Genomic DNA, 24,750 nt, shown 5'->3' with positions numbered 1-24,750 from the left:
TCCGGTCAGCGCTTCTTGACGGCGCGCGGGGCGTGGGTCTTGTCGACGCGGTGGGCGGCGGCGGGCTGGTGGGCACGCGAGCGGTTGGCCAGGTCCTGTAGCTCGCGCATCCGGGCGTAGGCCATCTCGATCGTGTACACGGTGAAGTTCACTCCTGAAGATTCGAAAGCGTTTCTTGGATGTTCTAGAAGATTTGCAGGGTCCGAGCCCCGCATGCCTTAGATTCTACACGTAAACTCGCGGTACTGCTGAACAATGGAAGGTTTCAGTCATATGGACGCGGTGGACAGGCAGCTCATCCAGGCCCTCAGGGAGAACGGCAGGGCCTCGTACGCCGAGCTGGGACGGCTCGTGGGGCTCTCCGGGCCCAGCGTCACCGACCGCATCAACCGGCTGGAAACCGCCGGTGTCATCACCGGCTACCGCGCCACCGTCGACTCGGCCTCGCTCGGCCTCGGCGTCACCGCGCTGATCGGGATCTCCCTCTCGGACGCGGCCGACCACGAGGACGTGGCGCGCAGACTCAAGGACCTGGCGGAGATCGAGGACTGCTGGTTCATCGCGGGCGACGACTCGTACATGCTCAAGGTCCGGGTCGGTGACGTGGACGGCCTGGAGAAGACGATCCGGCGCCTGAGCGGGACGAAGGGCGTCTCCCGGACCCGTACCACGATCGTGCTCTCCACCAAGTGGGAGAACCGGGTCGGGGAACTTCCCGAGGAGTCGTAGGCGTACGGTTGGCGGGGTCTGTTGTACGGAGGAAATGGAGGCGGCCAGGTGGACGCGGGACTCAAGCGCGAGCTGGAGCAGAAGGTCCGGGCCGGCGAGCGGCTGACCCGCGAGGACGGGATCGCGCTCTACGCGTCCGACGACCTGGCGTGGCTCGGCGGGCTGGCGCACGAGGTGCGCACCCGTAAGAACGGCGACGTCGTGCACTTCAACGTCAACCGCCACCTCAACATGACCAACGTGTGCACCGCCTCGTGCGCGTACTGCTCGTTCCAGCGCAAGCCGGGCGAGAAGGACGCGTACACGATGCGGATCGAGGAGGCCGTCAGCCTGGCCAAGGCGATGGAGGGCGAGAACCTCACCGAGTTGCACATCGTCAACGGGCTGCACCCCAACCTCCCGTGGCGCTACTACCCGCGCTCGCTCAGCGCGCTGAAGGAAGCCCTGCCGGACGTGGCGCTGAAGGCGTTCACGGCGACGGAGATCCACCACTTCGAGACGATCTCCGGCCTCAGCGCCTCCGAGATCCTCGACGAGCTGATCGAGGCCGGTCTCGAATCGCTGACCGGCGGCGGCGCGGAGATCTTCGACTGGGAGGTCCGCCAGCACATCGTCGACCACCGCACCCACTGGGAGGACTGGTCGCGCATCCACCGCCTCGCGCACGAGAAGGGGCTCAAGACCCCGGCGACGATGCTGTACGGGCACATCGAGGAGCCCCGCCACCGCGTCGACCACGTGCTGCGGCTGCGCGAGATGCAGGACGAGACCGGCGGTTTCCAGGTCTTCATCCCGCTGCGCTACCAGCACGACTTCGTGGACATGAAGGACGGCAAGGTCCGCAACAAGCTCCAGGCGCGTACGACGATGGCGACCGGCGCCGAGGCGCTGAAGACCTTCGCCGTCTCGCGGCTGCTGTTCGACAACGTGCCGCACGTGAAGGTGTTCTGGGTGATGCACGGCGTGCAGACCGCCCAGCTCGCGCTCCAGCACGGCGCGGACGACATGGACGGTTCGGTCGTCGAGTACAAGATCACGCACGACGCCGACGACTTCGGTACGCCGAACAAGCTCGGCCGTGAGGACCTGCTGGACCTGATCCGCGACGCCGGTTTCCGGCCGGTGGAGCGGAACACCCGGTACGAGATCCTGCGCGAGTACCCGGGCCCGGAGGCGGACCGGCGCGAGTCGCCGCAGCCGATGCGGGTCTGACCCCCTGTACTGACCCCCTGTACGTGTGAAGAAGCCCCGGCCGCCGTCCCCGGCCGGGGCTTTCTCGCGTTCCGGACAGGGTTGAGCGGGCGAGCAGGTAATGGTTACTCTCCTACTATGCCTCTTACCTTCGAGCTGGATCCCGCGTTCTCGCCCACCCTGCGCGACGGCATCACCGCCCTGTGGGCCGATGTCACCAACGCCGGCGGCGCCGTCGGTTTCGTCCCGCCCGTCACGGCCGAGGAGATCCGGCCCGACCTGCTCAAGCACCTCGTCGCCATCGAACAGGGCCGCACCCGGCTGCTGATCGGCCGCGACGAGGACGGCGCGGTCGCCGCCACCGCCTTCCTCACCCTCAACGACCACCGCCTGCTGTGCCACTGGCTCTGGCTCTACACCGTGATGGTCCACCCCCGCCACCAGGGCAAGGGGTACGGCCGCGACCTCATGGCCGCCACCGCCGACGCCGCCCGCTCCATCGAGGGCATCGAGGCGATCCGCCTCACCTGCCGGGGCGGCACCGGCGCCGACCGCTTCTACGCGGCCTGCGGCTACAAGGAGGTCGGCCGGGTCCCGGGCGGCATCCGGGTCGCCCCGGGCGACGACCGCGACGACATCGTCATGCTGCTCCCGCTGGGCCCGGCGACCGCCTGAACGGAGTCCGGCGACTCTCTGAACAGGGCCCGGCGACCCTCTGAACGGGCCCCGGGAACCCCCTGAACCCTGAGAATTCGGACCATGCTTCACTGGACGGGCAGGAGTTGTGTCGAGAGTTCATGGGAAGAGAGGGCCTGCCGTGTCCGCTGCCAAGCCGAGCGCGATGATCCGGTACACGGCGTTGCGCCTGTTGATCTTCGTCGGCTGCTTCTTCGTCGCCGGTGTCGCCGTCCACTTCGGGCTGGTGCCCTCCGGTCTCGGCGGCTCCAACGTCGTCTGGGTGATGCTGCTCGGCCTCGTCCTCTCCGCCCCGCTCAGCTTCGTACTGCTGCGCAAGCAGCGCGACGAGATGTCCGCGCAGATCGTCACCACGGTCGACCGCACCAAGGCGCGACTGGACGCCAACCGCACCCGTGAGGACGCCGTTCAGTAAGTTTCCTCACACGCGCGCCCGCCATGGGCCGCGCCCCGCGAACCTTCCGCAGACCCCGGACCGGAGCATCTCGCTCCGGTGGCCGGGGTTTTCGGCGTTTCCGACGGATTCCAGGGTCTCGGGGGCGGATTGTCCCCCGTTCCATGGTCAAAGAAAGGCTTTGAGGATCCCAAAGTTCAAGTGTTAACGTGTTCGACATGAAGACAGCAGTGCGCCTCCGTCATGCCGCGAGCATTCCGCTCGTGGCGCGCCTGCATGTCGATCTCTGCCGCTGTATGTCCGCGGTCTGTTGCCGCGAGGTCTGATTACGGCATCATGCAGCGGCGCCGCCCTCAGACGCGGGCGCCGCGACCCCGTCCCCGTTCCACCGCACGTCCGTACGCCTGTCCTCGTACGTCCCGATGCGTCCCCCACTGGAGTGTGTCCGTGTCCGCGAATTCCGCGTCCGCCGCCCCCGAGGCCGAGCAGCCGTCCACCGGCTCCGGCCCCGGTCCGCGCATACCCAAGGTCCCGTTCTGGGCCCAGATCGTCGCCGGTCTGGTGCTCGGCGCCCTGCTCGGCTGGATCGCCCGCAGCCAGGACGTCTCCTGGCTCGTCACCACACTGGACAAGGTCGGTTCGATCTTCGTCCAGCTGCTCAAGCTGGCCGTCGCCCCGCTGGTCTTCTTCGCGATCCTGGTGTCGATCACCAATCTGCGCAAGGTCAACAACGCCGCCCGGCTGGCGACCCGCACCCTGCTCTGGTTCATGATCACGTCGCTGATCGCGGTCGCCATCGGTCTCACCATCGGCCTGCTGACCAACCCCGGCTCCGGCACCGGCCTCACGCCGAAGGACGGCAAGCTGCCCGAGCGCACCGGCAGCTGGATCGACTTCCTGACCGGCATCATCCCGACCGACGTGATCACGCCGTTCACCGAGCTGAACGTGCTCCAGATCGTCTTCATGGCGGCCGTCGCCGGTATCGCCGCCCTCAAGCTCGGCGAGAAGGCCCAGCCGATCCTGACGCTCAGCCAGTCCATCCTGGAGCTGTTGCAGAAGGCCCTGTGGTGGGTCATCCGCCTGGCCCCGCTCGGCACCGTCGGTCTCATCGGCTACGCCATCGCCACCTACGGCTGGGACCTGATCGGCAAGTACGCGACGTTCACCGCCGACGTCTACGTCGGCTGCCTCCTGGTGATGTTCGGCGTCTACCCGCTGCTCCTGGCCACCGTCGCCAAGGTCAGCCCGCTCCAGTTCTTCAAGGGCGCCTGGCCCGCGATCCAGCTCGCCTTCGTCTCCCGCTCCTCGGTCGGCACCATGCCGGTCACCCAGCGGGTCACCGAGCGCCTCGGCGTTCCGAAGGAGTACGCCTCCTTCGCCGTCCCGTTCGGGGCGACCACGAAGATGGACGGCTGCGCCGCGATCTACCCGGCGCTGGCGGCGATCTTCGTCGCGCAGATCTTCGACGTCCAGCTGGGCATCAGCGACTACGTGCTCATCGCCTTCGTCTCGGTGATCGGCTCCGCCGCCACCGCCGGTCTCACCGGCGCCACGGTCATGCTGACCCTGACCCTCTCCACCCTGGGCCTCCCGCTGGAGGGTGTCGGCCTGCTGCTGGCCATCGACCCGATCCTGGACATGATCCGCACCGCCGCCAACGTGGCCGGCCAGGCACTGGTCCCGGTCGTCGTGTCGGCTCGCGAGAAGATCCTCGACCACGACAAGTACAACTCGGCCTCGTCCTCCTCGATCGACGCGTTCGGCCCGTCCGACGACGACGGCTGGGACGTGGACCGCGACCGTACGCCGGAACCCAAGGACGCGGTTCCGGCCACCGCCTAGCCGCGCCCGCACGTCCCTGAGCGCCCCCGGTCCACCCCGCGAGGTGGGCCGGGGGCGCTCGCGTACCGGCGGGGGACGCTCCGTACGACGGAGGCCTGCCCGGCGCCGTACCCTTGGCCGGGGAGCAGGACCGTGGGGCGGGGAGGAAGTCGGACGTGGGTGCTGTGAAGAGCAAACGGATGCCACGCGCCGTGCGTGAGCGGCAGATGATGGACGCCGCGGTGCAGACCTTCGGCCAGCGCGGGTACCGGGCCGCCTCGATGGACGAGATCGCCGAGCTGGCGGGTGTCTCCAAGCCCCTGGTCTACCTCTACCTGCACTCCAAGGAGGACCTGTTCTCCGCCTGCATCCGGCGCGAGGCGGAAGCCCTGGTGGAGGCGGTACGGGCCGGGGTCGACCCGGAGCTGCCCGCCGACGGCCAACTCTGGTCGGGGCTGCGGGCGTTCTTCACCCACACCGCGGAGAACCCGGACGGCTGGGCGGTGCTGCACCGCCAGGCGCGCTCGCACGGGGAGCCGTTCATCAGCGAGGTCGTGGGGATGCGCGACGAGATCGTCGCGTTCGTGACGGGCCTGATCGGCGCCGCCGCCCGCGAGGCGCACCGCGACCCCGCCCTCGCGGACCGGGACGTGGCGGGCCTCGCACAGGCCTTGGTGGGGGCCGCCGAGTCGCTGGCGGGCTGGGCCAACGACACCCCGGGCGTCTCGGCGAAGGAGGCTGCGGCGACCCTGATGAACTTCGCCTGGGCGGGCCTGGAGAACCTGATGCACGCCCGCCCGTGGCAGCCTCCGGTGGACGACGCCTCGTAGCGGGCCGTACGAGGTCAGACCGGCTGGACGCGGGCGCGCAGGAGGCAGAACTCGTTGCCCTCCGGATCGGCCAGGACGTGCCAGCTCTCGTCGCCGGTCTGCCCGACGTCGGCGGTCCTGGCGCCGAGGGCGAGGAGCCGTTCCAGCTCGGCGTCCTGGTCGCGGTCGGTGGCGCTGACGTCGATGTGCAGCCGGAGCTGCCCGGTCCGGGGCGCGCTGTTGGGGCTCAGGACGAGGGTGGGCTGCGGTCCGCCGAAGCCGGTGCCGGGCGGCCCGATCTCGATGGACCCGTCGCTCTCCCGGCCGATCTCGACATAGCCGAGGACCTCGCTCCAGAACGCGGCGAGCCGCTCGGCGTCGGCGGCTTCGATGACCAGTTCACTGATGCGGCATGCCATGGCGGTCAGTGTAGGAACCGGGGGCCTCAGAGCGCCCGCGTCACCGCGCCGGTGAGGTGGACGCGCCCGCTCGCGCTGCGCAGGGCGAAGGCGTTCCCGGCCGGGTCGGCGGCGTACGTCACGGTGGCGGGCAGCAGGACGGGGGCCTTGAACTCGGCTCGTACGGTGCGGAGTTCACCGCTCTGCCCGCCGGGCCGGCCCTCACCCTCGGCCAGGCAGCGGGCCACCGTCCACATGCCGTGCGCGATGGTCCGGGGGAAGCCGAAGAGACGGGCGGTGAGCGGGTGGAGGTGGATGGGGTTGCGGTCGCCGGAGACGGCTCCGTACCGCCGCCCGAGATCGCCGGGCAGCCGCCATTCGGCGAGGGCGGGGAGCGCCGGATCCTTCTGTCCGCTCGTCCCGGCGGCTTCGGTGGCGTGCCGCGACAGGTACCCGCTGCGGGCTTCCGTGGCGTGCCGCGACAGGTACCCGCTGCGGGCTTCTGTGGCGTGCCGCGACAGGTACCCGCTGCGCGACTCCCACACCAGCTCGCCGCCCACCCGCGCCTCGGTCACCATGGTGACCTCGGTGCCACGCCGGTGAGGCGTCAACTCCTGGGCGTACACCGTCAGTTCAAGCTCTTCGGCGTCCTGCACGGCCCGGTGGGCGGCGATCTCGATCCAGGTGTGGACGAGCCCGACCACGGGCAGCGGGAAGCCACGCCCGGTCATCAGCCGCATGGCGAGCGGAAAGGCCAGGACATGGGGGTACGTGAGCGGGAGCGGCCCGGTCGCCGGGAAGCCGCAGATCCGGCGGTACGCGGCCAGGTGGCCGGGGGCGGCGGGGCCCGCCGGGAGGGTGAGGCGGTCGGTGGGCAGGGTGGCGCCGGGCCGCCCGGCGCGCCGGAAAGGAGAGGTGACGGCTCCGCGTACGAGGGAGGAGGCGAGGGAGGTCATCGCGCTCACGCCCCCAGCAGGCTCTGGCCGCAGACCCGCAGCACCTGGCCGTTGACGGCGGTGGAGCCGGGCTGGGCGAACCAGGCGACGGCCTCGGCGACATCGACCGGAAGGCCGCCCTGGGAAAGGGAGTTCATACGGCGGCCCGCCTCGCGGATGAAGAGGGGGACGGCCGCCGTCATCTTCGTCTCGATGAAGCCGGGCGCGACCGCGTTGACCGTCACGCCGTGGTCGGCGGCGGCGCGCGGGCCGAGCGAGCGGACGAGGCCGATGATCCCGGCCTTGCTGGCGGCGTAGTTGGTCTGCCCGGTGTTGCCGGCGATGCCCGCGATGGAGGCGGTGGCGACGATCCGGCCGCCACGTGTGATGACCCCGGCCTTCAGCAGCTCGTCGGTGGTGCGGAGCACGCTGTCCAGGTTGACCTCGATGACCGGTGCCCAGCGGTCGGCGGGCATGTTGGCGAGACGGCGGTCGCGGGTGATGCCCGCGTTGTGGACGAGGACGCCGAGCCCGTCGGGTGCGGCGGCGGCGATGCGGTCGGCGGCGTCGGGTGCGGTGATGTCCAAGGGGAGGGCGGTGGCGCCGAGCCGGTCGGCGGTACGTTCCAGCTCCTCGCGGGCTCCTGGTACGTCCAGGGCGATGACCTGGGCCCCGTCACGGGCGAGCACCGAGGCGACGGCGGCGCCGATGCCCCGGGCGGCCCCGGTGACCAGGGCGGTGCGGCCGGTGAGGGGGGCGGCCGGGTCGGCGACGGGGCCGGGGGCGGCGGAGGTCAGTTCGATGACCTGGCCGCTGACGTAGGCGGAGCGCGGGGAGAGTAGGAAGCGGAGGGTGGACTCGGCGGCCTCGGCGCTGGCCCCGCCCGGAATCCGTACGAGCTGAACGGTGGAACCCCGCCCGATCTCCTTGCCCAGCGACCGCACGAACCCCTCCAACGCCTGCTGGGCGGCGGCCTGATGGTGGTCGTCGGGGGACGGCACCGTACCGAGGACGACGATCCGCCCGCCCGGTGCGAGGGAGCGGACGACGGGGTGCAGGGCGGCGTGGACGTCCCCGAGCCCGGTGGCCGTGACGACCCCGGTGGCGTCGAGGACGATCGCGGCGGGCCGGTCGGTGCGGTCGGTGAGGGGGAGCCCTGCCCGGGCAAGCGTCTCCGCCACCCCTGCGACCGCCGACGTCCCCGCCGTGAGGTGCAGCAGCGGCCCGTCCAGGTGCGGGGTCTCCAGGGTCCGGCGGCGCAGCGGGGCGGGCTGCGGGAGGCCGAGGCGGCGGGTGAGGAAGCGGCCGGGTGCTGTGCCGGTGAGGTGCAGATAGCGATCGGCCATTGTCCTGACTCCCTGCTCGGTCGTAGATTTACTCCGGAGTAAGGTTACTCAAGAGTCAGGAGCTGGTCGAGATGAACAATCCCGGACGGACCGCCCCCGGACGGACCCCGTGAACATCCCCGCCCCGCGCCGCGTCGCGGTCATCGGCGGCAGCCGTACTCCCTTTGCCCGCTCGGACGGCCCGTACGCGACCGCTTCCAACCAGGACCTGCTGACGGCCGCGCTCGGCGGGCTGGTGGAGCGGTACGGCCTGGCGGGGGAGCGGGTCGGCGAGTTCGTGGCGGGCGCGGTCCTCAAGCACAGCCGCGACTTGAATCTGGCCCGCGAGACCGTCCTCGGCTCGGCGCTGGACCCGCGCACACCGGCGTACGACATCCAACAGGCCTGTGGTACGGGCCTCCAGGCCGTGATCGCCGCCGCCAACAAGATCGCCCTGGGGGCGGTCGACTCGGCCATAGCGGGCGGCTCCGACACGACCAGTGACGCCCCGCTCGGGGTGAACGACGAGCTGCGCCGCATCCTGCTCGCCGCCCGCCGCGCGAGGTCGACGGGCGCCCGCCTCAAGGCCCTCTCCGCCGTACGCCCCCGCCACCTGGTCCCGGACATCCCGCGCAACGCCGAGCCCCGCACGGGCCTGTCCATGGGCGAACACGCGGCCCGCACCGCCCGCCACTGGTCGGTGAGGCGCGAGGACCAGGACCGACTCGCCGCCACGAGCCACCAGCGCCTGGCGGCGGCGTACGAACGCGGCTTCCTGGACGACCTCGTCGTCCCGTACCGGGGCCTGACCCGCGACCAGAACCTCCGCCCGGGATCGACGGTCGATAAACTGGCCACTCTTGAACCGGTGTTCGGCACGTCCGGCCCCAACCCCACCATGACAGCGGGGAATTCGACGCCCCTCACGGACGGCGCGGCAACGGTCCTCCTGGCGAGCGAGGAGCTGGCGCGGGAGCGAGGCTGGGAGCCCCTGGCCTACCTCACCCTCTACGAGACGGCGGCCGTGGACTACGTCGACGGCGACGACGGCCTCCTCATGGCCCCGGCGTACGCGGTGCCGCGCCTGCTGGAGCGGGCGGGCCTGGGCATCGAGGACTTCGACCTGTACGAGATCCATGAGGCGTTCGCCTCCCAGGTGCTGGCGACCCTCGCGGCCTGGGAGAAGCAGGGCCTGCCCCCGGTGGACCGGACCCGCCTGAACGTGGCCGGCTCCTCGCTGGCGACGGGCCACCCCTTCGCCGCCACAGGTGCACGGATCGTCGCAACGCTGGCCAAGCTGCTCGCCGAACGGGAGGCCCCGGGACGGGGGTTGATCTCGATCTGCGCGGCGGGCGGCCAGGGCGTGACGGCCATCTTGGAACGCCCCTAAGGACTTTGGTGATCTGCCGGACGGACGACCCGGCGACAGGACCCGCCCGACCCCCGCTACCGAGGAGCCGCACGTGTCAACGCCTTCATCCGCCCCCACGCCCACCCTTGTGGAACCCACGAAGAAGAGGGGCCCGGACGGCCGGGTCCAGGAGGTCTCCGTACCGGCGTTCGCGCCCCCGGTCCTGCGGGGCTCGCTGGCCGAGATCCCCTTCGACAACGCCCATGAGGCGCCCGCCGAGGCCGTGTTGAGCCGCAAGGACGCCGAGGGCACCTGGCACGACGTGACCGCCGCCGACTTCGCCGCCGAGGTGCTGGCGGTGGCGAAGGGCCTGATGGCGGAGGGGCTGCGGCCGGGGGACCGGGTCGCGATCATGGCCCGTACGACGTACGAGTGGACGCTGCTGGACTTCGCGGCCTGGGCGGCCGGGCTGGTGACGGTCCCCATCTACCCCACCTCCTCCGCCTTCCAGGCCCGCTGGATCCTCCAGGACTCAGGGGCGGTGGCGTGCGCGGTGGAGACGAAGGAGCAGGGCCGCCTGATCAGCCAGGAGCGCAAGCAGCTGGGCGACCTGGCGCACCTGTGGCAGTTCGACACGGGGGCGATCGGCCACCTGAAGTCGCTGGGCAAGCACATCCCCGACGAGGCGGTGGCGGAGCGCCGGGCCGGGCTGGAACCGGACACCCCGGCCACCCTGATCTACACCTCGGGCACGACGGGCCGCCCCAAGGGCTGTGTCCTGACCCACGGCAACTTCTTCGCCGAGGTGGACAACGCGATCGAACTCCTCCACCCGGTCTTCAAGTCGGTCTCGAAGGACCCGGCGTCGACGCTTCTCTTCCTCCCGCTCTCGCACGTGTTCGGGAGGATGGTGGCGATCGGCTGCATGCGGGCGAGGGTCCGCCTGGGCCACGCCCCCTCCATCCAGACGGAAGACCTCCTGGCCGACCTGGCGGGCTTCCGCCCGACCTTCCTCCTCGCCATCCCGTACGTACTGGAGAAGGTCTACAACACGGGCCGGGCGACGGCGGAGAAGATGGGCCGGGCGTCCTCGTTCGACCGGGCGGCCCGCATAGCGCAGCGCTACGGCAAGGCAGTTGAGGCCGCCGAACACGGTACGGGCCCGGGGCCGGGCCTCGGCCTGCGGGCGGCCCGCGCCCTCTACGACCCCCTGGTCTACCGCCGTATCCGGGCAGCGCTGGGCGGCAAGGTCCGGTACGTGATCTGCGGCGGCTCCCCGCTGGGCCGCCGGCTCGCGGCGTTCTACGAGGGCGCGGGCATCGGCATCTTCGAGGGGTACGGCCTGACGGAGACGACAGCGGCTCACACGGTGACCCCACCCCTCAAACCCCGCCTGGGCACGGTGGGTTGGCCGCTCCCCGGCACCTCGGTACGCATCGCGGACGACGGCGAGGTGCTGCTGCGGGGCGGCCAGGTCTTCCGGGGCTACTGGGACACGGAACGTGCAGAGCCGGTCCCGTACCTCCTGGACGGCGACTGGTTCCCGACGGGCGACCTGGGCGCGCTGGACGAGGACGGCTACCTGACGATCACGGGCCGCAAGAAGGACATCATCATCACGACGGGCGGCAAGAACGTCACCCCCGCCCCCCTGGAGGACTGGCTCCGCGCCCACCCCCTGGTCAGCCAGTGCATGGTGGTCGGCGACAACCGCTCGTACATCACGGCCCTGATCACCCTGGAGCCGGACGGCCTCCAGCACTGGCGCCAGATGGTGAAGAAACAGGACGTGCCGCTCAGGGAACTGGTCCACGACGAGGAGCTGCGCACATCCCTCCAGAAGGCGGTGGACGAGGCGAACCGCCTGGTGTCGAGGGCGGAGTCGATCCGGAAGTTCGTGGTGCTGCCGGTGGACTTCACGGAGGAGAAGGGCCACTTGACGCCGTCGCTGAAGCTGAAGCGGGACACGATCGCGCGGGACTTCGCGGGGGAGATCGAGGGGTTGTACCGGAAGCGGTGAGGGGGGCGGGGGAATGCGTCCGGCCGTGTCCTACGCGTAGGAGGGGCGGGCGGGCGGTCGTGGTCCCCGTGTGTGCGGGGGTGTTTCGCTAGTCGTGCCGGGTGCTCGCCGACTGGGATGCGCCTCGCTCGCCCGACGCTTGGGGCTCGGTCTCCGGGGCCCGAGCTTCGGGCTGGTCAGTTCACTCTTGCGGGGGTACGCGGGTTGGGGCCCGGCCCGAAGCTCGGGTCCCGGGATACGGGTGTCGGGATGCGAGGTTCGGGGTTCGAGCGCCTTCTGTAACCGGTAGGTAGGGAAAGGGTTTTGGGAAAACCTCCCCTGCCTCCCTGACCTGTCAGGTTGAGCAAGTATGACTAATGGTGACAGCTTGCGGCGCAGCGTCACGACTGCTTACGGTTCGAGAACCAAACGACCCCGACACGGTGGTTGCACACCAGGCCGGGGTCTCACCGCACGATCGAGACAAAGGTCGATCCCGTGGCTACCCAGCACCTTAGTCCTGCCCTGCGCACCGCCGCACGGCCCACCGCGTACCCGATGGCCAAGCCTGGCTACGGCAAACGCACCGCCCCGGACCAACGCCCCCGTACGCGTGAGGATTTCGCGCTTCTGCCTGCGCGTGAGCGGTACGTCGCCGCTTTCGTCGACCACCTCCCCGACGGTGCGGCGATGAGCGTGAAGCAGCTGGCCAAGCAGCTCCCGCTCTACGGGCAGCAGGCCATCTCCACCGCCCTGACCGCCCTGTCCGTCGCCGGGCACCTGCGACGCGTACGGTGCGCCGTCGGCGCGGGCGAGGAGACCCGGTGGGTCTTCCGTACGTTCTGGTCCCGCACCGCCCACGACAACGAGTGGTGGAACACCTACCTCACCACCGAGAACACCCCGCAGGTCGTCAGCCCCACACCGCCCGCCCCGAGCTTGGCCAAGACCCCGCCGCCGTGGGCCCCGGCCGAGGAACCACCGCCCACACCGGAAGACCCCGGCAGGGAACGGAGCCCCGAGCCCACCTCCGTACCGCAGCAACGCACCCCGGTTCAGGGGTCGGGCGCGGAACCGGAGCCTTCCGCCCCGGATGAGGCTCCGCTCACACGCCACCCATCCGGGATCTCCGCGTCCTCTGCCTACTTGGCCCTGGCCCGCCTCGGGCGCGAGGACCACCGCCTCCCGCTCTCCGCCGACGACTGCGCTGCCCTGGAACCCCTGGCGGAGGAATGGCTCGCCCGGGGCGTCAGCGTCGACTACCTGACCAGCGCCCTTACCGCAGGACTGCCCACCCGCGTCGACAGCCCTCTCGGCCTCCTCCGCCGACGCCTCACCGATAAGATCCCACCCCACCTGCCCACCACCAGGAGCGCTTCACCCGGCACCCCGGCCCCAGCTCGCCGCATCCTGATGGAATGCACCGACTGCGGCCGACCCGGCCAACCAGAAGCCCTCCCCGACGGCCTCTGCCGCCCCTGCCGCACCACCCACCGGCCCGACACCGACGAGCGCTTGACCTCGCCCACTGAGGCCGCCGCCGTCAAGGCACACATGACCAACCTCCGCGACCTGCTCAAAACCGTCTGAGACCGATGCCCCCGGCCCAGCCGTGGACGCCCTTGCCAACTAGGTCAAGCGGAAGGCCTTTTGCCGTCGGCGAGGGCAGAATCACTTCAGGCATGCACAGCACCGAGTGCAGCCCGTTCGCACCTCGGGGGAGATAGGTCCGTTTCTCAAGAAGTAAGTAAAAACCAGCCTCCGGCCGCATAAACCCGCAGGTCACGAACTGTGGTCCCCGCGCACGCGGGGGTGGTCCCGTCACCGTGTACGCCCAGTAGGTCTTGCTCATGTGGTCCCCGCGCACGCGGGGGTGGTCCCGGATGCGGGTACCGCAGCCACAGCATCTCTTCGTGGTCCCCGCGCCCGCGGGGGTGGTCCCCACGCAGGCCTTGGCGACCCGGACGCCCTCGCGTGGTCTCCGCGCAGCGGGGATGGTTTCCCGGCCGCGTCGACTACCTTCGGCCGGCGACTGGCCCGGCAAGGGAGCGCGAGCCTAAGTGGCTCGTACCCCTTGAGCCGGAGCTCCGGCTCAGGAGCATTCAGCCGCCGGCATCGGTACCGCCGATCCGCTCCGTACGATGCGGACGTGATCTCTCAGATACCCGACGACACCCGTCGGCTCCTCCTCACCGTCTGCACCGTCACGGCCCTGGCCGCCGGGGCCCTCGGTGCGTTCGCCGCTCAGTCCGTCCGGCCGGACTGTTCCTACGTGGTGCTCACCGGGGGGTCGGAGGCGGAACAGGAAATGGTGCTCGAACGCGGCTACTGGAGGGCCGTTGCCGACGGCGACTGCGCGCCGCCCCACGCTCGCTGGCAGTTCTGGCGCGGCTGACGGTTGAGGGCGGCAGGCCCTCTCGTCGGCTCCCACGGCCACTACGCTGGCTCCGTGACCAGCCACGACAACGCCGGCGCCAGTAACGACGCCACCGCCGCAGCCGTCGATGTCAGCACCGACGCCATGCTCGAAGACCTCCGCGCCCTCGTCGAGACCGAGTCCCCGTCGCGCGATCTCGACGCCCTGACCGCGTCCGCCGAAGCCGTCGCCACCGTCATCGAGAACCGCCTCGGGGGCCAGGCCGTGCTCATCGTGAACGAGGGCGGCACCCACGTGCACTGGGTGGCCGGTGGTGAGCCTCGTGTCCTGATCCTCGGCCACCACGACACCGTGTTCCCGCTCGGCACCCTCGCCCGCCGGCCGTTCGCCGTCGCGGACGGGCGCGCGACCGGGCCCGGTGTCTTCGACATGCTCGGCGGGCTCGTGCAGGCCGTCCACGGGCTGGCGGCGCTCGAGGACCGGTCCGGGGTCGAGATCCTGGTGACCGCCGACGAAGAGGTGGGCTCCTTCTCGTCCCGGGCCCTCATCGAGGAGCGGGCCCGCGCCTGCGGTGCCGTGCTCGTCTTCGAGGGCGCCGCCGACGGGGGAGCCCTGAAGACCGCGCGCAAGGGCTGCGGCGCGTTCCAGGTCTCCATTGCGGGCCGGGCCTCGCACGCCGGGCTGGAGCCGGAAGCCGGGGTCAACGCCCTCGTCGAGGCCGCGTACCAGGTGCTGGACATCGCCGCGTTCAGCCGGCCCGAGCTGGGGACGACGGTCACCCCGACCGTCGCGTCCGCCGGGACCCTGGAGAACGTCGTACCCGCCGAGGCCACCGTCGTCGTCGACGTCCGGGTCGAGTCGGCCGAGGAGAAGGAACGCGTCGAAGCCGCCTTCGCCGCCCTGACGCCCCACGTCGACGGGGCACAAATCACGGTCGAGGGCTCCATCGGGCGACCGCCCATGCCCGAGTCGGCCGCCGCTGAACTCTTGTCCCTCGCACAGAAGTTGATGCCGGACATCGAGGCCAGGGCGGTCGGCGGCGGCAGCGACGGCAACTTCACCGCCGCCCTGGGGGTGCCGACGCTGGACGGCCTGGGAGCGGTCGGCGGCGGCGCCCACGCCGACCACGAGTACGTCGTCATCGACGCCATGGCCGAGCGCGCCCGCCTGGCGGCCGGGCTGGTGAAGGCCCTCCAGGACGCGCCGCGGGCGTAGGGGTCGCACCTGCGCGCCTCCGCCCAGCGTGTCGGCGGAAATTCGTTACCGTACCGGCCGGATAAGGCCGAGACTCGTCCCATGGCTGACACCGGTGACATGGGCGCGTTCCGCGAGGCGGTCACCGCATGGGCGGCCGGTGGCCCCGGCGACCCCGCCCGTGAGCTGGCCGGACAGCTCACCGTACGGACCGCCGTCCTGCTCGAAGGTCCGAGCGACGCCGCCGCGGTCAACGCGCTGGCCGAGAGCCGTGGCCGGGACCTCGCCGCCGAGGGCGTCTGCGTCCTCCCCATGGGCGGTGCGATGAGCGTCGCCCGCTTCGCCGGTCTCCTCGGGCCCTCCGGACTGGGCGTCCGCCTCACGGGCCTCTGCGACGAACGGGAGCGCGGCTTCTACGAACGGGGGTGGGAGCGGGCCGGCGCGGGGGCGGAGCAGGAGTTCTTCGTCTGCGCGGCCGACCTGGAGGAGGAACTGATCCGTGCCCTCGGCGTGCCCCGTGTCGAGGAACTCATCGAAACCGAGGGCGACTTGCGCGCCCTGCAAATCTTCCTGCGCCAGCCCGCACAGCAAGGCCGTTCCCCACAACAGCAGTTGAGGCGGTTTCTCGGTACGAAGAAGGGGCGCAAGATTCACTACGGCCGCGTCCTGGTCGAAGCACTGGACGCCGACAACGTGCCCGCCCCTCTCGACGACCTGCTCGCCCACCTCTGAGTCCGAGGTTCCCAGGTCACGCGGTCTGTCCACCCGGCCCGGATTACGGCACCCTGGAGTCCGTTCAACTCGCGTAGATTCCACGGCACTTCGCCCACCCCGCACCCCACTGCACGGTTGTCGACCCGGAGGATCCCCCCACCCATGCGCCGCTCTCCCCGAATACCTGCCCGTATGCGTACGAGCCTCCTCGCCCTGCTGGCACTCCTCGGCGGACTGCTCACCGTCACCGCCACCGCGTCCCCCGCAGCCGCCGCGCCCAACTTCAAGGCGCCCTACGCCTGCGGCCAGCAGTGGACCTACAGCCACCACTCCGCCGAAGTCAGACGGGCCCTCGACTTCGTCCGCACCGACGGCGGCGCCACCGCCGGCTCCCCGGTCCTCGCCTCCGCCCCCGGCACGGCCTACCGCCACTCCCAGCCCAGCGGCGCGGGCAACTACATCTCCATCGACCACGGCGGCGGCTGGCAGACCTACTACTTCCACCTCAACGCCTTCTCCGTCGCCAACGGGGCCCAGGTCGGCCAGGGCCAGCAGATCGGCACCACCGGATCCACCGGCAACAGCTCCGGCGCCCACATCCACTACGAGCAGCTGCTCAACGGTGTCGGCCAGAACATCGTCATCAACGGCCAGTCACTGAGCCCCTATCCGGGCTCGTACTACGCCAAGTACCTCACCAGCGACAACGGTTGCGGCGGTGGCGGAGGCGGCAAGTTCTGGGTCGACACCTTCGCCACCGCCACCGGCTACGCCGCCCCCAACACCGCCGACGCGCAAGGCATCCTCAACGCCGGTACGAACTACGTCTACTGCAAGGTGTGGGGCGCCCGCGTCGGTACGGCGACCCAGTTCAACCACTGGTGGCTCCGCACCGACCTGGACTCCGTGTACGCGGGCAAGAACGGCCGCAACGCCTACGTCTCCGCGTACTACCTCTCCCGCTGGGGCAACGACGAGGCTCGCGACAACAACGGCACCGTGATCCCGAACTGCTGACCGCACCCCCCATGACCCCGTGCACGGGAGGGCCGCGGCGGCTTCCTTCCCGTGCACGGCCTGCGGCGGACCACGCCTGCGCGCCGAGCTTGAGCGCGAGTCGCCCGAAGCGCCGGAGCAGTGGCCCGGGAACTTCGTTGTTGATCTGGACGGGGCGATGATCGGCCGCATTCTCCTCAGGAGAGCGACGGAGCACCATCGTCCGGCCGCTGTGGGAAAGGCCGATCTCGGCCACCTGCCCCCGCCACGGGCGTGGGGGTTCGGGTATGCCGCCGGGGCGTGCGTGGCGGCACTTGGCTGGCTCGAAGGCGTCCAGCCGGTGTTGCTCGCCACGCAAACCGCCAACGCCGGTTCGATGCGCCTCGCCGCGAAGCTGGGGTTCACGGAAGTGGAGCGGTTTCGGGCCTGGGACGCCGATCAGTGGCTCGGCCTGCGGTCCCCGGGATTCCTCTCCGATTGAGGCCAGGCCGTCCACCCGGAAGCGCCGGCCGTTGCGGAACAAGGCGGCCGAGGCCACGCGCCTGGTCGTCGAGGACCGATGCCGCACGTACCATCCCGGCAAGGCGGCCCGATCACCTCAGGTCGAGCATCCTGGTCGGCTGGCCGGTGGTGCGGGCGATCGTCTCGAAGTCGTGGTCGTTGTGCAGGAGCGTCAGACCCGATTGCTCGGCGGTCGCTGCCAACAACAGGTCCACGGGTCCGGCGCTGCGGTGCTCGCCCTTGGCGGTGAGCTGCTCCTGCACGGTGCGGGCGCGCCGATAGACGCCGTCCGGCATCGGGCACCACGTGAACAGCGCCAGGTATTCCCGGATGCTCTCGCGATCCTTGGCCGAGCGCGCAGAATAGAGCAGCTCCAGCTCGGTCAGATCGCAGAGGGCGACGAGACCCGCACCGATGCGGCGCTCCCAGTCCTCCGTGCTCTGGCGCCCGAGAATGCGTACGAGTGCCGAAGTGTCGATGAGGTAGTCGGCAACACTCACCGTGCGGATCCACCCCGATAATTCCGCTTGTCGAGGAGGAGGTCCATGTCGAGAGCGCCGTCGCGGGCCAGGTCTTGCAGCTCGTGAAGGGCTCGGAGTCGTCGATTGCGGTCGACGATCTCGCGCAATGCGGTGTTGATCGTGTCGCGTTTCGTCGTGGTGCCGAGCTCCTTGGCCGCGGCCTCCAAGGCTTCGTCGTCGAGGTCGATGACCGTACGGCTCATGCTCGCCTCCGTAATGTATAAGCTCCTATGTGCAAATATACATGATCGAATATATCCGTACCGCTCCGCTGTGTCTTGGTCAGCCAGTCAGGGCCCAGAGCCGGGGGTGGGCTGATCTCCGCCTCCGATCAGCCATTCCCCCGGCCGGGGCTTACGGTGCCTGCCCCGCCCCGCCCGCATTGGCTGAGCCCGCGGGGCCGTCACCGGCGGCGGTTCCTCGACGTGCGGGTGCGGGAGGCGCTGGGTCTCGGCCAGGCGCCGCGGTCCCGTACGGCTCCCAGGCGTATCCGTTCCAGCGCTGGACGGCCGGGGTGCGTCCGGGTTGAGGTGTGAGGCCTTCGGGCCTTCGCCGGAGACGAGTGGCACGGCTCGGAGCCGTCCGATCTTCGCGCTGCGGCGCTCCGCCCAGTCCGACAGAGGTTCGTCGTCCATCGTGCTTCCCTGTGCTCCGGGGGCTTCTGTGGCGGCAGCGTAATGCGCCCCATCGGTGATCGGGACGCTCTCGATCGGAGGATGCGGAACACCGCGAACGGGGGCAGGCAGTTCAGGGCAGGCGCGGGCCGGTCGCGGTGACCAGCCGTGCCCCGGCCGCAGCGCGGACCTCGGGTGTCTCCATCGGGTCATCGCGCAGTACGGCGATCCGTCCCAGGACCTCCGGGCTCGCGGGCGCCGAGGCGACCCCCAGCAGCCGCGTCCTCTCCTCGCAGTCCCAGAGGGCCTCGGTGTACACCGAGGCCAGGCCGCCCCGGTCGATCGTGGCCCGCGCCTCCAGGTACGCGGTCCGCTCGTACGAGTGCGGGGTGTGCAGCCAGAAGCGCCGCAGGTAGGGCACAGCCTCGGCGGCGTCGGGGCCGAACCGGGCCAGGCGCCGCGCCGTCCGGTCGGGGCCGCACCAGGACTGTTCCGTCCACTGTTCGACGAGTTCGTCGATGAGCCCCGGAAGCCCGTCAGGGCCGGGTTGCTCGGCCAGGATGTACGCACCCAGCCGGGCCAGCCAGGGGCAGTCGTCCCGTGCCCAGTCGCGCGCCGCCGGGACGGCGAGGACGCCCAGGCGCTCGACAGCGCGCCTCAGCAAGGGCAGGGGGCGGTGGCCGCACGGCGTGCCCAGCAGGGGGACCAGCGGGATCAGCCCCTCAGCAGGCTCCCGGCCGTTCAGTGCACGCAGCGCGTCGGTCTTCGTGGCGTTTTCCGTACGGCCGTCGGCGAGCAGGGCGAGAAGCTCTGCCGTGCTCAGCCCGGCCAGTGACGGCCGCGCAAGGAGGGAAGTGCGGCTCTGGGCCCTGACCCCGAACCGTGTCCACGGCTCGGCGGAGTCCGGAAGCTCCGCCTCCGCGCCGATCCGGGTGTGTGCGGTGTCACGGAGGTCCTCCCACCACTCCGGCGGCCAGGCGGCTGCCACCGACTCCAGTACGCGGATCCAGTGCTCGCCTTCCCGGATGTACGCCCGAAGCCCCTCCCTGGCTTCGCCCGAGCCGGCGAGAGCCAGCAGCTCCAGCACCTCGCAAGCCCGCGAGCAAGCTTCCTCGTCACCCTCCAGCATGGCCACGACCGGTGCGACGGACAGCTCCATGTCCCGGACCAGCCGCGCCAGGTACAGCGACCGATCGTCCGTCCCGTCCCACCGCCAGTCACGGCGGATCCCGTCGTACACGAACACGGCGGATCCACCAGGGTCCTGGAGCGCCCGCACCGCGCCCAGGCCACGGCCACGTTGCAGCAGGCCCTCGGTGGAGTCGGGGTGGGCGTACGGCATCGGATTCTCGTCGTTCATCACACGGAACTCTGCCCGGTCCGGAGGCCGGCCCGCCATGGGATATCCGCCCGCCATGAGATGTCGGCCGGGTCCTGATCGGACCGAGTGCTGTCAGTTCTCGGTCGGTTCAGCGTTCGCGCATTCCGGTCCACCACCAATCGTCGGTCGCCCACTCGACGTTTTCGGGATCCGGCAAGGTGCGGCGCTCGAATTCCTCGTCGAGGCGGGCGATCAGCCGGCCCAAGTCCTTCCTGGCTCCGGGCGGAGACACCCCGGGCCCTCAGGACCGGGTACTGCCGTCGTGGCCGCCGCCGCTCTGCACGGACGGCCTTGCGGCGCCTACGCGGCATCGCCCTTTCGGATCAACAAACGGTCACCCCTGGCATGGCTTGACGCCTTCATGCATCTCTCCGTGAGGGGAAACCTGAGGCCTCGGTGACGAGAGCCCGGAGCGGGTGGAGTGCCTTGGCGCGCCCGGGCGGTCTCCGCCCCCTCACTCGAAGAACTTCAAGCTCCACCCCGTATCCGCGTTAGGCCCCGGAACGTTGGCACGCGAGTACGTCGTGTTCCCCCACCACGCGAACGTGCCCGTGTACCAGTGGCGGTTCGCCCACTCGTACGGGGTGCCCTTCGGGACCGCGTGGAACATCGACGGGAACCTCGGGCCTGCCGGTGGGCTGGTGTTGATGTCGCCGTGCAGCAGCACGAACGTGTGGTGGCCGGGACCGTTCACGTACAGCGTCGGGTCCCAACCCGCCATCATCGTCGACCGGTTGGAGCCGAAGAGGCAGCCGTTCGACTTGTACCAGTCCCATACGTTCGTGGGGTCGCCGCCCGCCCGCAGCCGCAGGTCCGCCAGGCAGTACTGCTCGCTCCAGCTGCCGTTGGCCGAGTACACGATGTGCAGCTGGCCGTTGGGGTCCTTGATGGCCTCCGGGCTCTCGTTGATGTACGGGTTGCCCACCACCCGCTCCCAGCTCTCGCGTGGCTGGGAGATGATGTGGCGCGCGCCCGTGGGCTGCGTCGGGCTGCTCATGCGGGCGATGTAGAGGTTCTGCTCCACGTTCGTGTCGCCCGCCCAGCCCGACCAGACGAACCAGCGCTGGCCGTTGAACGTGAACAGGGTGCCGTCGATCGCCCACTTGTCGTCCGGCAGGGCGAGTTGTGTCTCGGCGCCGTAGCCGCTGTCGGGGCTTCCGGAACTGATCACGAACATTCGGTGCGCCGAGCCTCGGCCCGCCGTGAAGTAGATGTAGTACCTGCCGCCGTCCATCACGATCTCCGGGGCCCAGACCTCGCCCCGGCCGCGGGTGTCCGACCAGACCTGGCGGGCGGGGGCCGTGGCCAGGCCGTCCGTCGATGACGCCTGGCGTACGGCGATGCCTCCGCCGGTCGACTGGACGCCTACGTATGTGCTGCCCACCCGCAGGACGCTCGGGTCGGCCGCACGCAGGCTCGTCCGGCCCTGCGGGGTCAACTCTGCTGTGGTTGGGGTGCCTTGGGCCGTGGTGGGGGTGGACAGGAGCAAGGTCGCGGTGAGGGCGCCGGCCAGTGCCAGGGCGCCCGCGGAAGAGCGGCGGAACAGTCTCATCGGTTGACTCGCTCCCTCGTGCGCCTCCGGGGGGTGTGTGGTGCTCGGGCCGGGCGCGTGAGGGGGCGGAGGCTGTGGGGGTGAGGGCGGCCCTGTCCGGTGCGCTCGGCCAGGTGGGGTTTACATCGATGGAAGAGCGCTCTCGCAGCATCCCGCCGGGGGGCCGAGGTGTCAACGGGCCGTGCAGGGAATGGTGTTGTGCTCCGGCTCAGTGCGGCCAGGTCGGCGGGTCGGTGATGAAGTGGCCGCCCACCCCCGCGTGTGCCGGGTTCGCCGGGTCCAGTTCGCCCTGTTCGGCCACCAGCTTCGCCGCGTACGGCTCCGAGTCGTCCTGCGGGTCGTAGCCCAGTGCCCGGGCCGTCGAAAGGTCCCACCACAGGCGGGTGTTGGCCGATGAGCCGTAGACCACCGTGTGGCCTACCGCATCGGCGGTCAGCGCCGCGTGGAACAGGCGCGCCCCGTCGGCCGGGCTCATCCAGACCGACAGCATCCGTACGGAGGTGGGCTCCGGGAAGCAGGAGCCGATCCGGACCGACACCGTCTCCAGGCCGTGCTTGTCCCAGTAGAGCTGCGCCAGGTCCTCGCCGAACGACTTCGACAGGCCGTAGAAGGTGTCCGGGCGGCGCGGGGTGTCGATCGGGATCAGCGGGTCGCCGGGGTGCGGGCGCGGGGTGTAGCCGATCGCGTGGTTCGAGGATGCGAACACGATGCGGGTGACGCCCTCCTCGCGCGCCGCCTCGTAGAGGTTGTACGTGCCCTCGATGTTCGCGCGCAGGATCTTGTCGAAGGTCGATTCCAGGGAGATGCCCGCCAGGTGGATCACCGCATCCACCCCGCGTACGGCCTCGCGCAGCGCCTTTCGGTCTGTCAAGTCGGCTGTGATGGCGGTCGGTTCGCCCTCGACCGGGGCCAGGTCGAGGAGCCGTAGCTCGTATCCGTACGCGGGCAGCAGGCCCCGCATCAGGGTGCCCAGGCCACCGGCGGCGCCGGTCAGCAGGATGGTGCGGGGGGCGGGCATGCGGGGTCTCCTCGGTGCGGAGTGCCGGGGTCCGACCGGCTCTCGCCCTCGGCAGCATCGTCATCAGTATCGTGGACGTCGTTCACATGGGTGAGCAAGCTAGGGGGAGTCGGCAGGCGCGTCAACCCCCATGGGTGGCAGCCCTGTTGGTGGGCCACGCAAGGCCGTGGCCGCCGATCTGTCCTGAGGGGCGCCCCACCCAGCATGCCCCTGCACAGCGGTTCTGTCGTCCTGGTGCACCGGCCCCTGGCATGCGCGGCATGTTGCTCAACGGGGGAATCTCCGGCGACGTCATCATGCCGTTGCTGCTCATCGGCGGACTCATAGCCCTGCTGGTGCGGTACGAGGGGCGCAAGGACCGCCTCGACGCCCTGACCAGCTCGGGCTGCGGAGGCTGTCCGATCGTGGTGTTGCTGCTGTTCCTGGTGCTGGTGGTGCTCGGAGGCGTCGCCGAGCGCTAGCCGTCGGGCAGTCCCTAGCCGCAGGGCAGGGGCGTACGCCGAAGGGGCCCCGCCGCAGCACGCGGTGGAGCCCCTTGCCGTCACACTCGTACGCCTCAGGCGTCGGAGCCCACCTTGCGGCGGCGCACCACGAACATCGCGCCGGCGCCGAGCGCCAGGGCCGCGCCGCTCGCCAGGGCGAGCTGCGTGGTGGCGTCGGAGGAGCCGGTCGCGGCGAGGGTGCCGCCCGCGGTGTTCACCGGGACGCTCGAACCCGAGCCCTGCGGGGTGACCCCGGAGCCCGCGGCCGGGGTGCTGGTGCTGGGCGTGGGGGTCGGCTCGGCGCCGGGCTTGCCGGCCGCCGCCTTGATGTCGAACTCGTTGACGGCCGCGTCCGGCGTCAGGCCGCAGGAGCCGTCCTTGTTGAAGTAGTCACCCGCGATGAAGGTGAGGCCCTGCCCGGCCGGCGTCTTGGCGTCGACGTCCAGGCGCAGCTTGATGTCCGCCTGCTCGCCGGGCTTCAGCGCGCCGATGGCGTCGATGTAGAGGTCGCCGTCGACGGTCTTCCACTTCGGGGACTTCTCGGTCGACCACTTCAGCTTCAGGTACTTGGCGATGTCCTTGGAGCCGCTCTTGTCGGTCGCGTGGACGCTCGCGTACGTGAGGACCTTGTCCATGTCCTTGTCGCTGCCGTTGGCCACCCGGACCGAGAAGGCGGTCTTGGTCCCGGCGGTGACCTTGGAGGGGAAGCCCTTCACGACCGTGGTGAGGCCGGGCTCGTCGGCGCACTCCCCGCCGCCCGGGTTCTCCTCCTCTTCCTTCTTGGCGCGCTCCAGGGCCGCGTCGGCGGCCGTGGAGGCGGCGAGCGCCTTCTTCGTGGCGTCCTGTGCCTTGCTGAGGGCCCTGAACGCCTCGACCTTCGCGTCGTCCGAGAGCTTGAGGGCGGCCTTGGCGTCGGCCTCGGCGGTGGTCGCGGTCGTCGCCGCGGCCTCGGCGGCCGTCTTGGCATCGGCGAGGGTCTTCTCCGCGGCGGTCCTCTCCGCCTCGGTGGCCTCCTCGGTCAGGGCGTCCAGCGCCGCCTGCGCGTCCGTGACCGCCTGGTCGGCGGTGTACTTCGCGGTGGCGGCGTCGTCCGCGGCCTTCCGGGCGGCCTTGGCCGCCACGGTGAGGGGCGCGGTGTCGGAGACCGCGTCCTCCACGGCCTGGTAGGCGGTCTTCTCGGCCGCGAAGGCTTCGTCGTACGCCTTCCGCGCCTCGGCCGCCGCCTTTTCGAGCTCCTTGACGGTCGGCTTGGCCGGCGTCTGCGCGCCGGGCTTCGTGTCGGCGAACGCGGGCGTGACCGAGAGCATGACGGCAGGCGTCGTCACGGCGACGGCGACGGCCGTGGCGAGAATGCGGCGAATCTTCACATGAGCCCTTTGTGATCCGGGACGAAGAACGGGAGCGGCCGCCCCGGCGGTAGGGATCACGCGGGTGGCCTGTGGTGATGGTATGGCGGACCTATGGGCGTACGGGGGGAATTTCCCCGTCGCGACGGGCGGCCCGGTACCGCTTCTGCCAGACAGAGAGAGCCAAAAGGGACAGTTGCTCTCCGACGCTGTGCTTTTCCTGTGATCAACGCCATGGAAAAGGGATTCGGGAATCGGCGGTGCTGGTGCGCCCGCATTTCCCGCCCATTCAACCGGAGCCTCGCATTCACATTCTCCAGGGGCCCGCGCAGGGGGCGCCGACACTCTCACCCCTTGTCTGATGGACCGTCAGGTACGACGATGGCGGCCGTCACCCGGGGCG

The 24,750-nt window shown here is 70.6% G+C and carries 25 protein-coding genes and 1 pseudogene; 15 read left to right on the top strand and 11 right to left on the bottom strand.

Translation table 11 applies throughout. From position 1 onward, the window contains the following. Positions 1 to 5: 5 nt before the first annotated feature. Positions 6 to 152, bottom strand: a complete 147-nt coding sequence (locus tag GTY67_RS34545) for a hypothetical protein (RefSeq protein ID WP_176727512.1) — start codon at positions 150 to 152, stop codon at positions 6 to 8. 121 nt (positions 153 to 273) lie between these two features. On the opposite strand from GTY67_RS34545, the gene GTY67_RS14035 reads away from it, so the two are divergent. The 6 genes from GTY67_RS14035 to GTY67_RS14010 all read left to right on the top strand — a co-directional run bounded on the left by GTY67_RS14035 (position 274) and on the right by GTY67_RS14010 (position 5,664). After that, a complete protein-coding gene (locus GTY67_RS14035; RefSeq protein WP_010063935.1) occupies positions 274 to 729 on the top strand; it encodes an Lrp/AsnC family transcriptional regulator in 456 nt (151 codons plus the stop codon). A 48-nt stretch (positions 730 to 777) separates the two neighbouring features. Next, positions 778 to 1,941, top strand: a complete 1,164-nt coding sequence (mqnE, locus tag GTY67_RS14030) for an aminofutalosine synthase MqnE (RefSeq protein ID WP_109167452.1) — start codon at positions 778 to 780, stop codon at positions 1,939 to 1,941. A 117-nt stretch (positions 1,942 to 2,058) separates the two neighbouring features. Beyond that, positions 2,059 to 2,595: a GNAT family N-acetyltransferase gene (locus GTY67_RS14025; RefSeq protein ID WP_161278932.1), complete on the top strand. Its 537-nt coding sequence runs from the start codon at positions 2,059 to 2,061 to the stop codon at positions 2,593 to 2,595. Between the two features lie 142 nt (positions 2,596 to 2,737). Then, entirely contained in the window at positions 2,738 to 3,031 is a 294-nt protein-coding gene (locus GTY67_RS14020; RefSeq protein WP_093692084.1) for a DUF4229 domain-containing protein, read from the top strand. Positions 3,032 to 3,457: 426 nt separating this feature from the next. Further along, complete coding sequence (locus GTY67_RS14015; RefSeq protein WP_093692082.1) at positions 3,458 to 4,855, top strand: dicarboxylate/amino acid:cation symporter; 1,398 nt, start codon at positions 3,458 to 3,460, stop codon at positions 4,853 to 4,855. A 179-nt stretch (positions 4,856 to 5,034) separates the two neighbouring features. Further along, on the top strand, positions 5,035 to 5,664 hold the full coding sequence (locus tag GTY67_RS14010) for a TetR/AcrR family transcriptional regulator (protein WP_202461431.1): 630 nt from the start codon (positions 5,035 to 5,037) through the stop codon (positions 5,662 to 5,664). A gap of 14 nt (positions 5,665 to 5,678) precedes the next feature. Here the strand turns inward: GTY67_RS14010 and GTY67_RS14005 are convergent, their stop codons facing one another. From GTY67_RS14005 to GTY67_RS13995, 3 genes are read right to left on the bottom strand one after another with little or no spacing between them, the layout of a single operon-like run. Next, positions 5,679 to 6,062, bottom strand: coding sequence for a VOC family protein (locus GTY67_RS14005; protein WP_161278931.1), 384 nt, complete (start codon positions 6,060 to 6,062; stop codon positions 5,679 to 5,681). A gap of 26 nt (positions 6,063 to 6,088) precedes the next feature. Next, a complete protein-coding gene (locus GTY67_RS14000; RefSeq protein WP_161280078.1) occupies positions 6,089 to 6,997 on the bottom strand; it encodes a MaoC/PaaZ C-terminal domain-containing protein in 909 nt (302 codons plus the stop codon). Positions 6,998 to 7,002: 5 nt separating this feature from the next. After that, on the bottom strand, positions 7,003 to 8,322 hold the full coding sequence (locus GTY67_RS13995; protein ID WP_161278930.1) for a 3-oxoacyl-ACP reductase: 1,320 nt from the start codon (positions 8,320 to 8,322) through the stop codon (positions 7,003 to 7,005). 109 nt (positions 8,323 to 8,431) lie between these two features. Here GTY67_RS13995 and GTY67_RS13990 point away from each other — a divergent pair, with 109 nt between their 5' ends. From GTY67_RS13990 to GTY67_RS13955, 8 genes and pseudogenes are all read left to right on the top strand, one after another. Next, a complete protein-coding gene (locus tag GTY67_RS13990) occupies positions 8,432 to 9,691 on the top strand; it encodes an acetyl-CoA C-acetyltransferase (protein ID WP_161278929.1) in 1,260 nt (419 codons plus the stop codon). Between the two features lie 73 nt (positions 9,692 to 9,764). Then, complete coding sequence (locus tag GTY67_RS13985) at positions 9,765 to 11,672, top strand: AMP-dependent synthetase/ligase (RefSeq protein ID WP_161278928.1); 1,908 nt, start codon at positions 9,765 to 9,767, stop codon at positions 11,670 to 11,672. A gap of 537 nt (positions 11,673 to 12,209) precedes the next feature. Beyond that, the gene (locus GTY67_RS13980) at positions 12,210 to 13,241 is read left to right on the top strand and encodes a MarR family transcriptional regulator (RefSeq protein ID WP_161280077.1); all 1,032 of its coding nucleotides are present in this window, start codon (positions 12,210 to 12,212) and stop codon (positions 13,239 to 13,241) included. Positions 13,242 to 13,800: 559 nt separating this feature from the next. After that, positions 13,801 to 14,046: a hypothetical protein gene (locus GTY67_RS13975; protein WP_093692072.1), complete on the top strand. Its 246-nt coding sequence runs from the start codon at positions 13,801 to 13,803 to the stop codon at positions 14,044 to 14,046. 126 nt (positions 14,047 to 14,172) lie between these two features. After that, positions 14,173 to 15,243, top strand: coding sequence for a M20 family metallopeptidase (locus GTY67_RS13970; protein ID WP_161280076.1), 1,071 nt, complete (start codon positions 14,173 to 14,175; stop codon positions 15,241 to 15,243). 81 nt (positions 15,244 to 15,324) lie between these two features. After that, positions 15,325 to 15,954, top strand: a complete 630-nt coding sequence (locus GTY67_RS13965; protein WP_093692070.1) for a TOPRIM nucleotidyl transferase/hydrolase domain-containing protein — start codon at positions 15,325 to 15,327, stop codon at positions 15,952 to 15,954. 144 nt (positions 15,955 to 16,098) lie between these two features. Beyond that, the gene (locus GTY67_RS13960) at positions 16,099 to 16,953 is read left to right on the top strand and encodes a M23 family metallopeptidase (protein WP_161278927.1); all 855 of its coding nucleotides are present in this window, start codon (positions 16,099 to 16,101) and stop codon (positions 16,951 to 16,953) included. Positions 16,954 to 17,017: 64 nt separating this feature from the next. Continuing rightward, positions 17,018 to 17,413 (top strand): annotated as a pseudogene (locus GTY67_RS13955) (GNAT family N-acetyltransferase); the annotation flags it as partial. Positions 17,414 to 17,525: 112 nt separating this feature from the next. On the opposite strand, the gene GTY67_RS13950 reads toward GTY67_RS13955, so the two are convergent. The 6 genes from GTY67_RS13950 to GTY67_RS13930 all read right to left on the bottom strand — a co-directional run bounded on the left by GTY67_RS13950 (position 17,526) and on the right by GTY67_RS13930 (position 22,519). After that, positions 17,526 to 17,933 carry a PIN domain nuclease gene (locus tag GTY67_RS13950; RefSeq protein ID WP_161278925.1) on the bottom strand — a complete coding sequence of 136 codons (408 nt, stop codon included), beginning with the start codon at positions 17,931 to 17,933 and terminating at the stop codon, positions 17,526 to 17,528. Further along, positions 17,930 to 18,157, bottom strand: coding sequence for a type II toxin-antitoxin system VapB family antitoxin (locus GTY67_RS13945; RefSeq protein WP_128847867.1), 228 nt, complete (start codon positions 18,155 to 18,157; stop codon positions 17,930 to 17,932). The genes GTY67_RS13950 and GTY67_RS13945 overlap by 4 nt, the downstream gene beginning before the upstream one ends. Positions 18,158 to 18,244: 87 nt before the next feature. Next, the gene (locus tag GTY67_RS34930; protein WP_237502613.1) at positions 18,245 to 18,589 is read right to left on the bottom strand and encodes a DUF6087 family protein; all 345 of its coding nucleotides are present in this window, start codon (positions 18,587 to 18,589) and stop codon (positions 18,245 to 18,247) included. A 112-nt stretch (positions 18,590 to 18,701) separates the two neighbouring features. After that, on the bottom strand, positions 18,702 to 19,928 hold the full coding sequence (locus GTY67_RS13940) for a hypothetical protein (RefSeq protein WP_161278924.1): 1,227 nt from the start codon (positions 19,926 to 19,928) through the stop codon (positions 18,702 to 18,704). Between the two features lie 475 nt (positions 19,929 to 20,403). Continuing rightward, positions 20,404 to 21,501: a glycoside hydrolase family 43 protein gene (locus tag GTY67_RS13935; protein ID WP_161278923.1), complete on the bottom strand. Its 1,098-nt coding sequence runs from the start codon at positions 21,499 to 21,501 to the stop codon at positions 20,404 to 20,406. 208 nt (positions 21,502 to 21,709) lie between these two features. Continuing rightward, positions 21,710 to 22,519, bottom strand: a complete 810-nt coding sequence (locus GTY67_RS13930) for an NAD(P)-dependent oxidoreductase (protein ID WP_161278922.1) — start codon at positions 22,517 to 22,519, stop codon at positions 21,710 to 21,712. 260 nt (positions 22,520 to 22,779) lie between these two features. Between GTY67_RS13930 and GTY67_RS13925 the strand changes: the two genes are divergently transcribed. Then, positions 22,780 to 22,980: a hypothetical protein gene (locus tag GTY67_RS13925; protein ID WP_161278921.1), complete on the top strand. Its 201-nt coding sequence runs from the start codon at positions 22,780 to 22,782 to the stop codon at positions 22,978 to 22,980. A 95-nt stretch (positions 22,981 to 23,075) separates the two neighbouring features. Here the strand turns inward: GTY67_RS13925 and GTY67_RS13920 are convergent, their stop codons facing one another. Then, complete coding sequence (locus tag GTY67_RS13920) at positions 23,076 to 24,368, bottom strand: peptidase (protein ID WP_161278920.1); 1,293 nt, start codon at positions 24,366 to 24,368, stop codon at positions 23,076 to 23,078. Positions 24,369 to 24,750 lie beyond the last annotated feature (382 nt).

Source organism: Streptomyces sp. SID8374 (assembly GCF_009865135.1).
Lineage (GTDB): Bacteria > Actinomycetota > Actinomycetes > Streptomycetales > Streptomycetaceae > Streptomyces.
The sequence above is the reverse complement of the archived record's forward strand: the minus strand, read 5'-3'. Positions and strand labels throughout refer to the sequence as shown.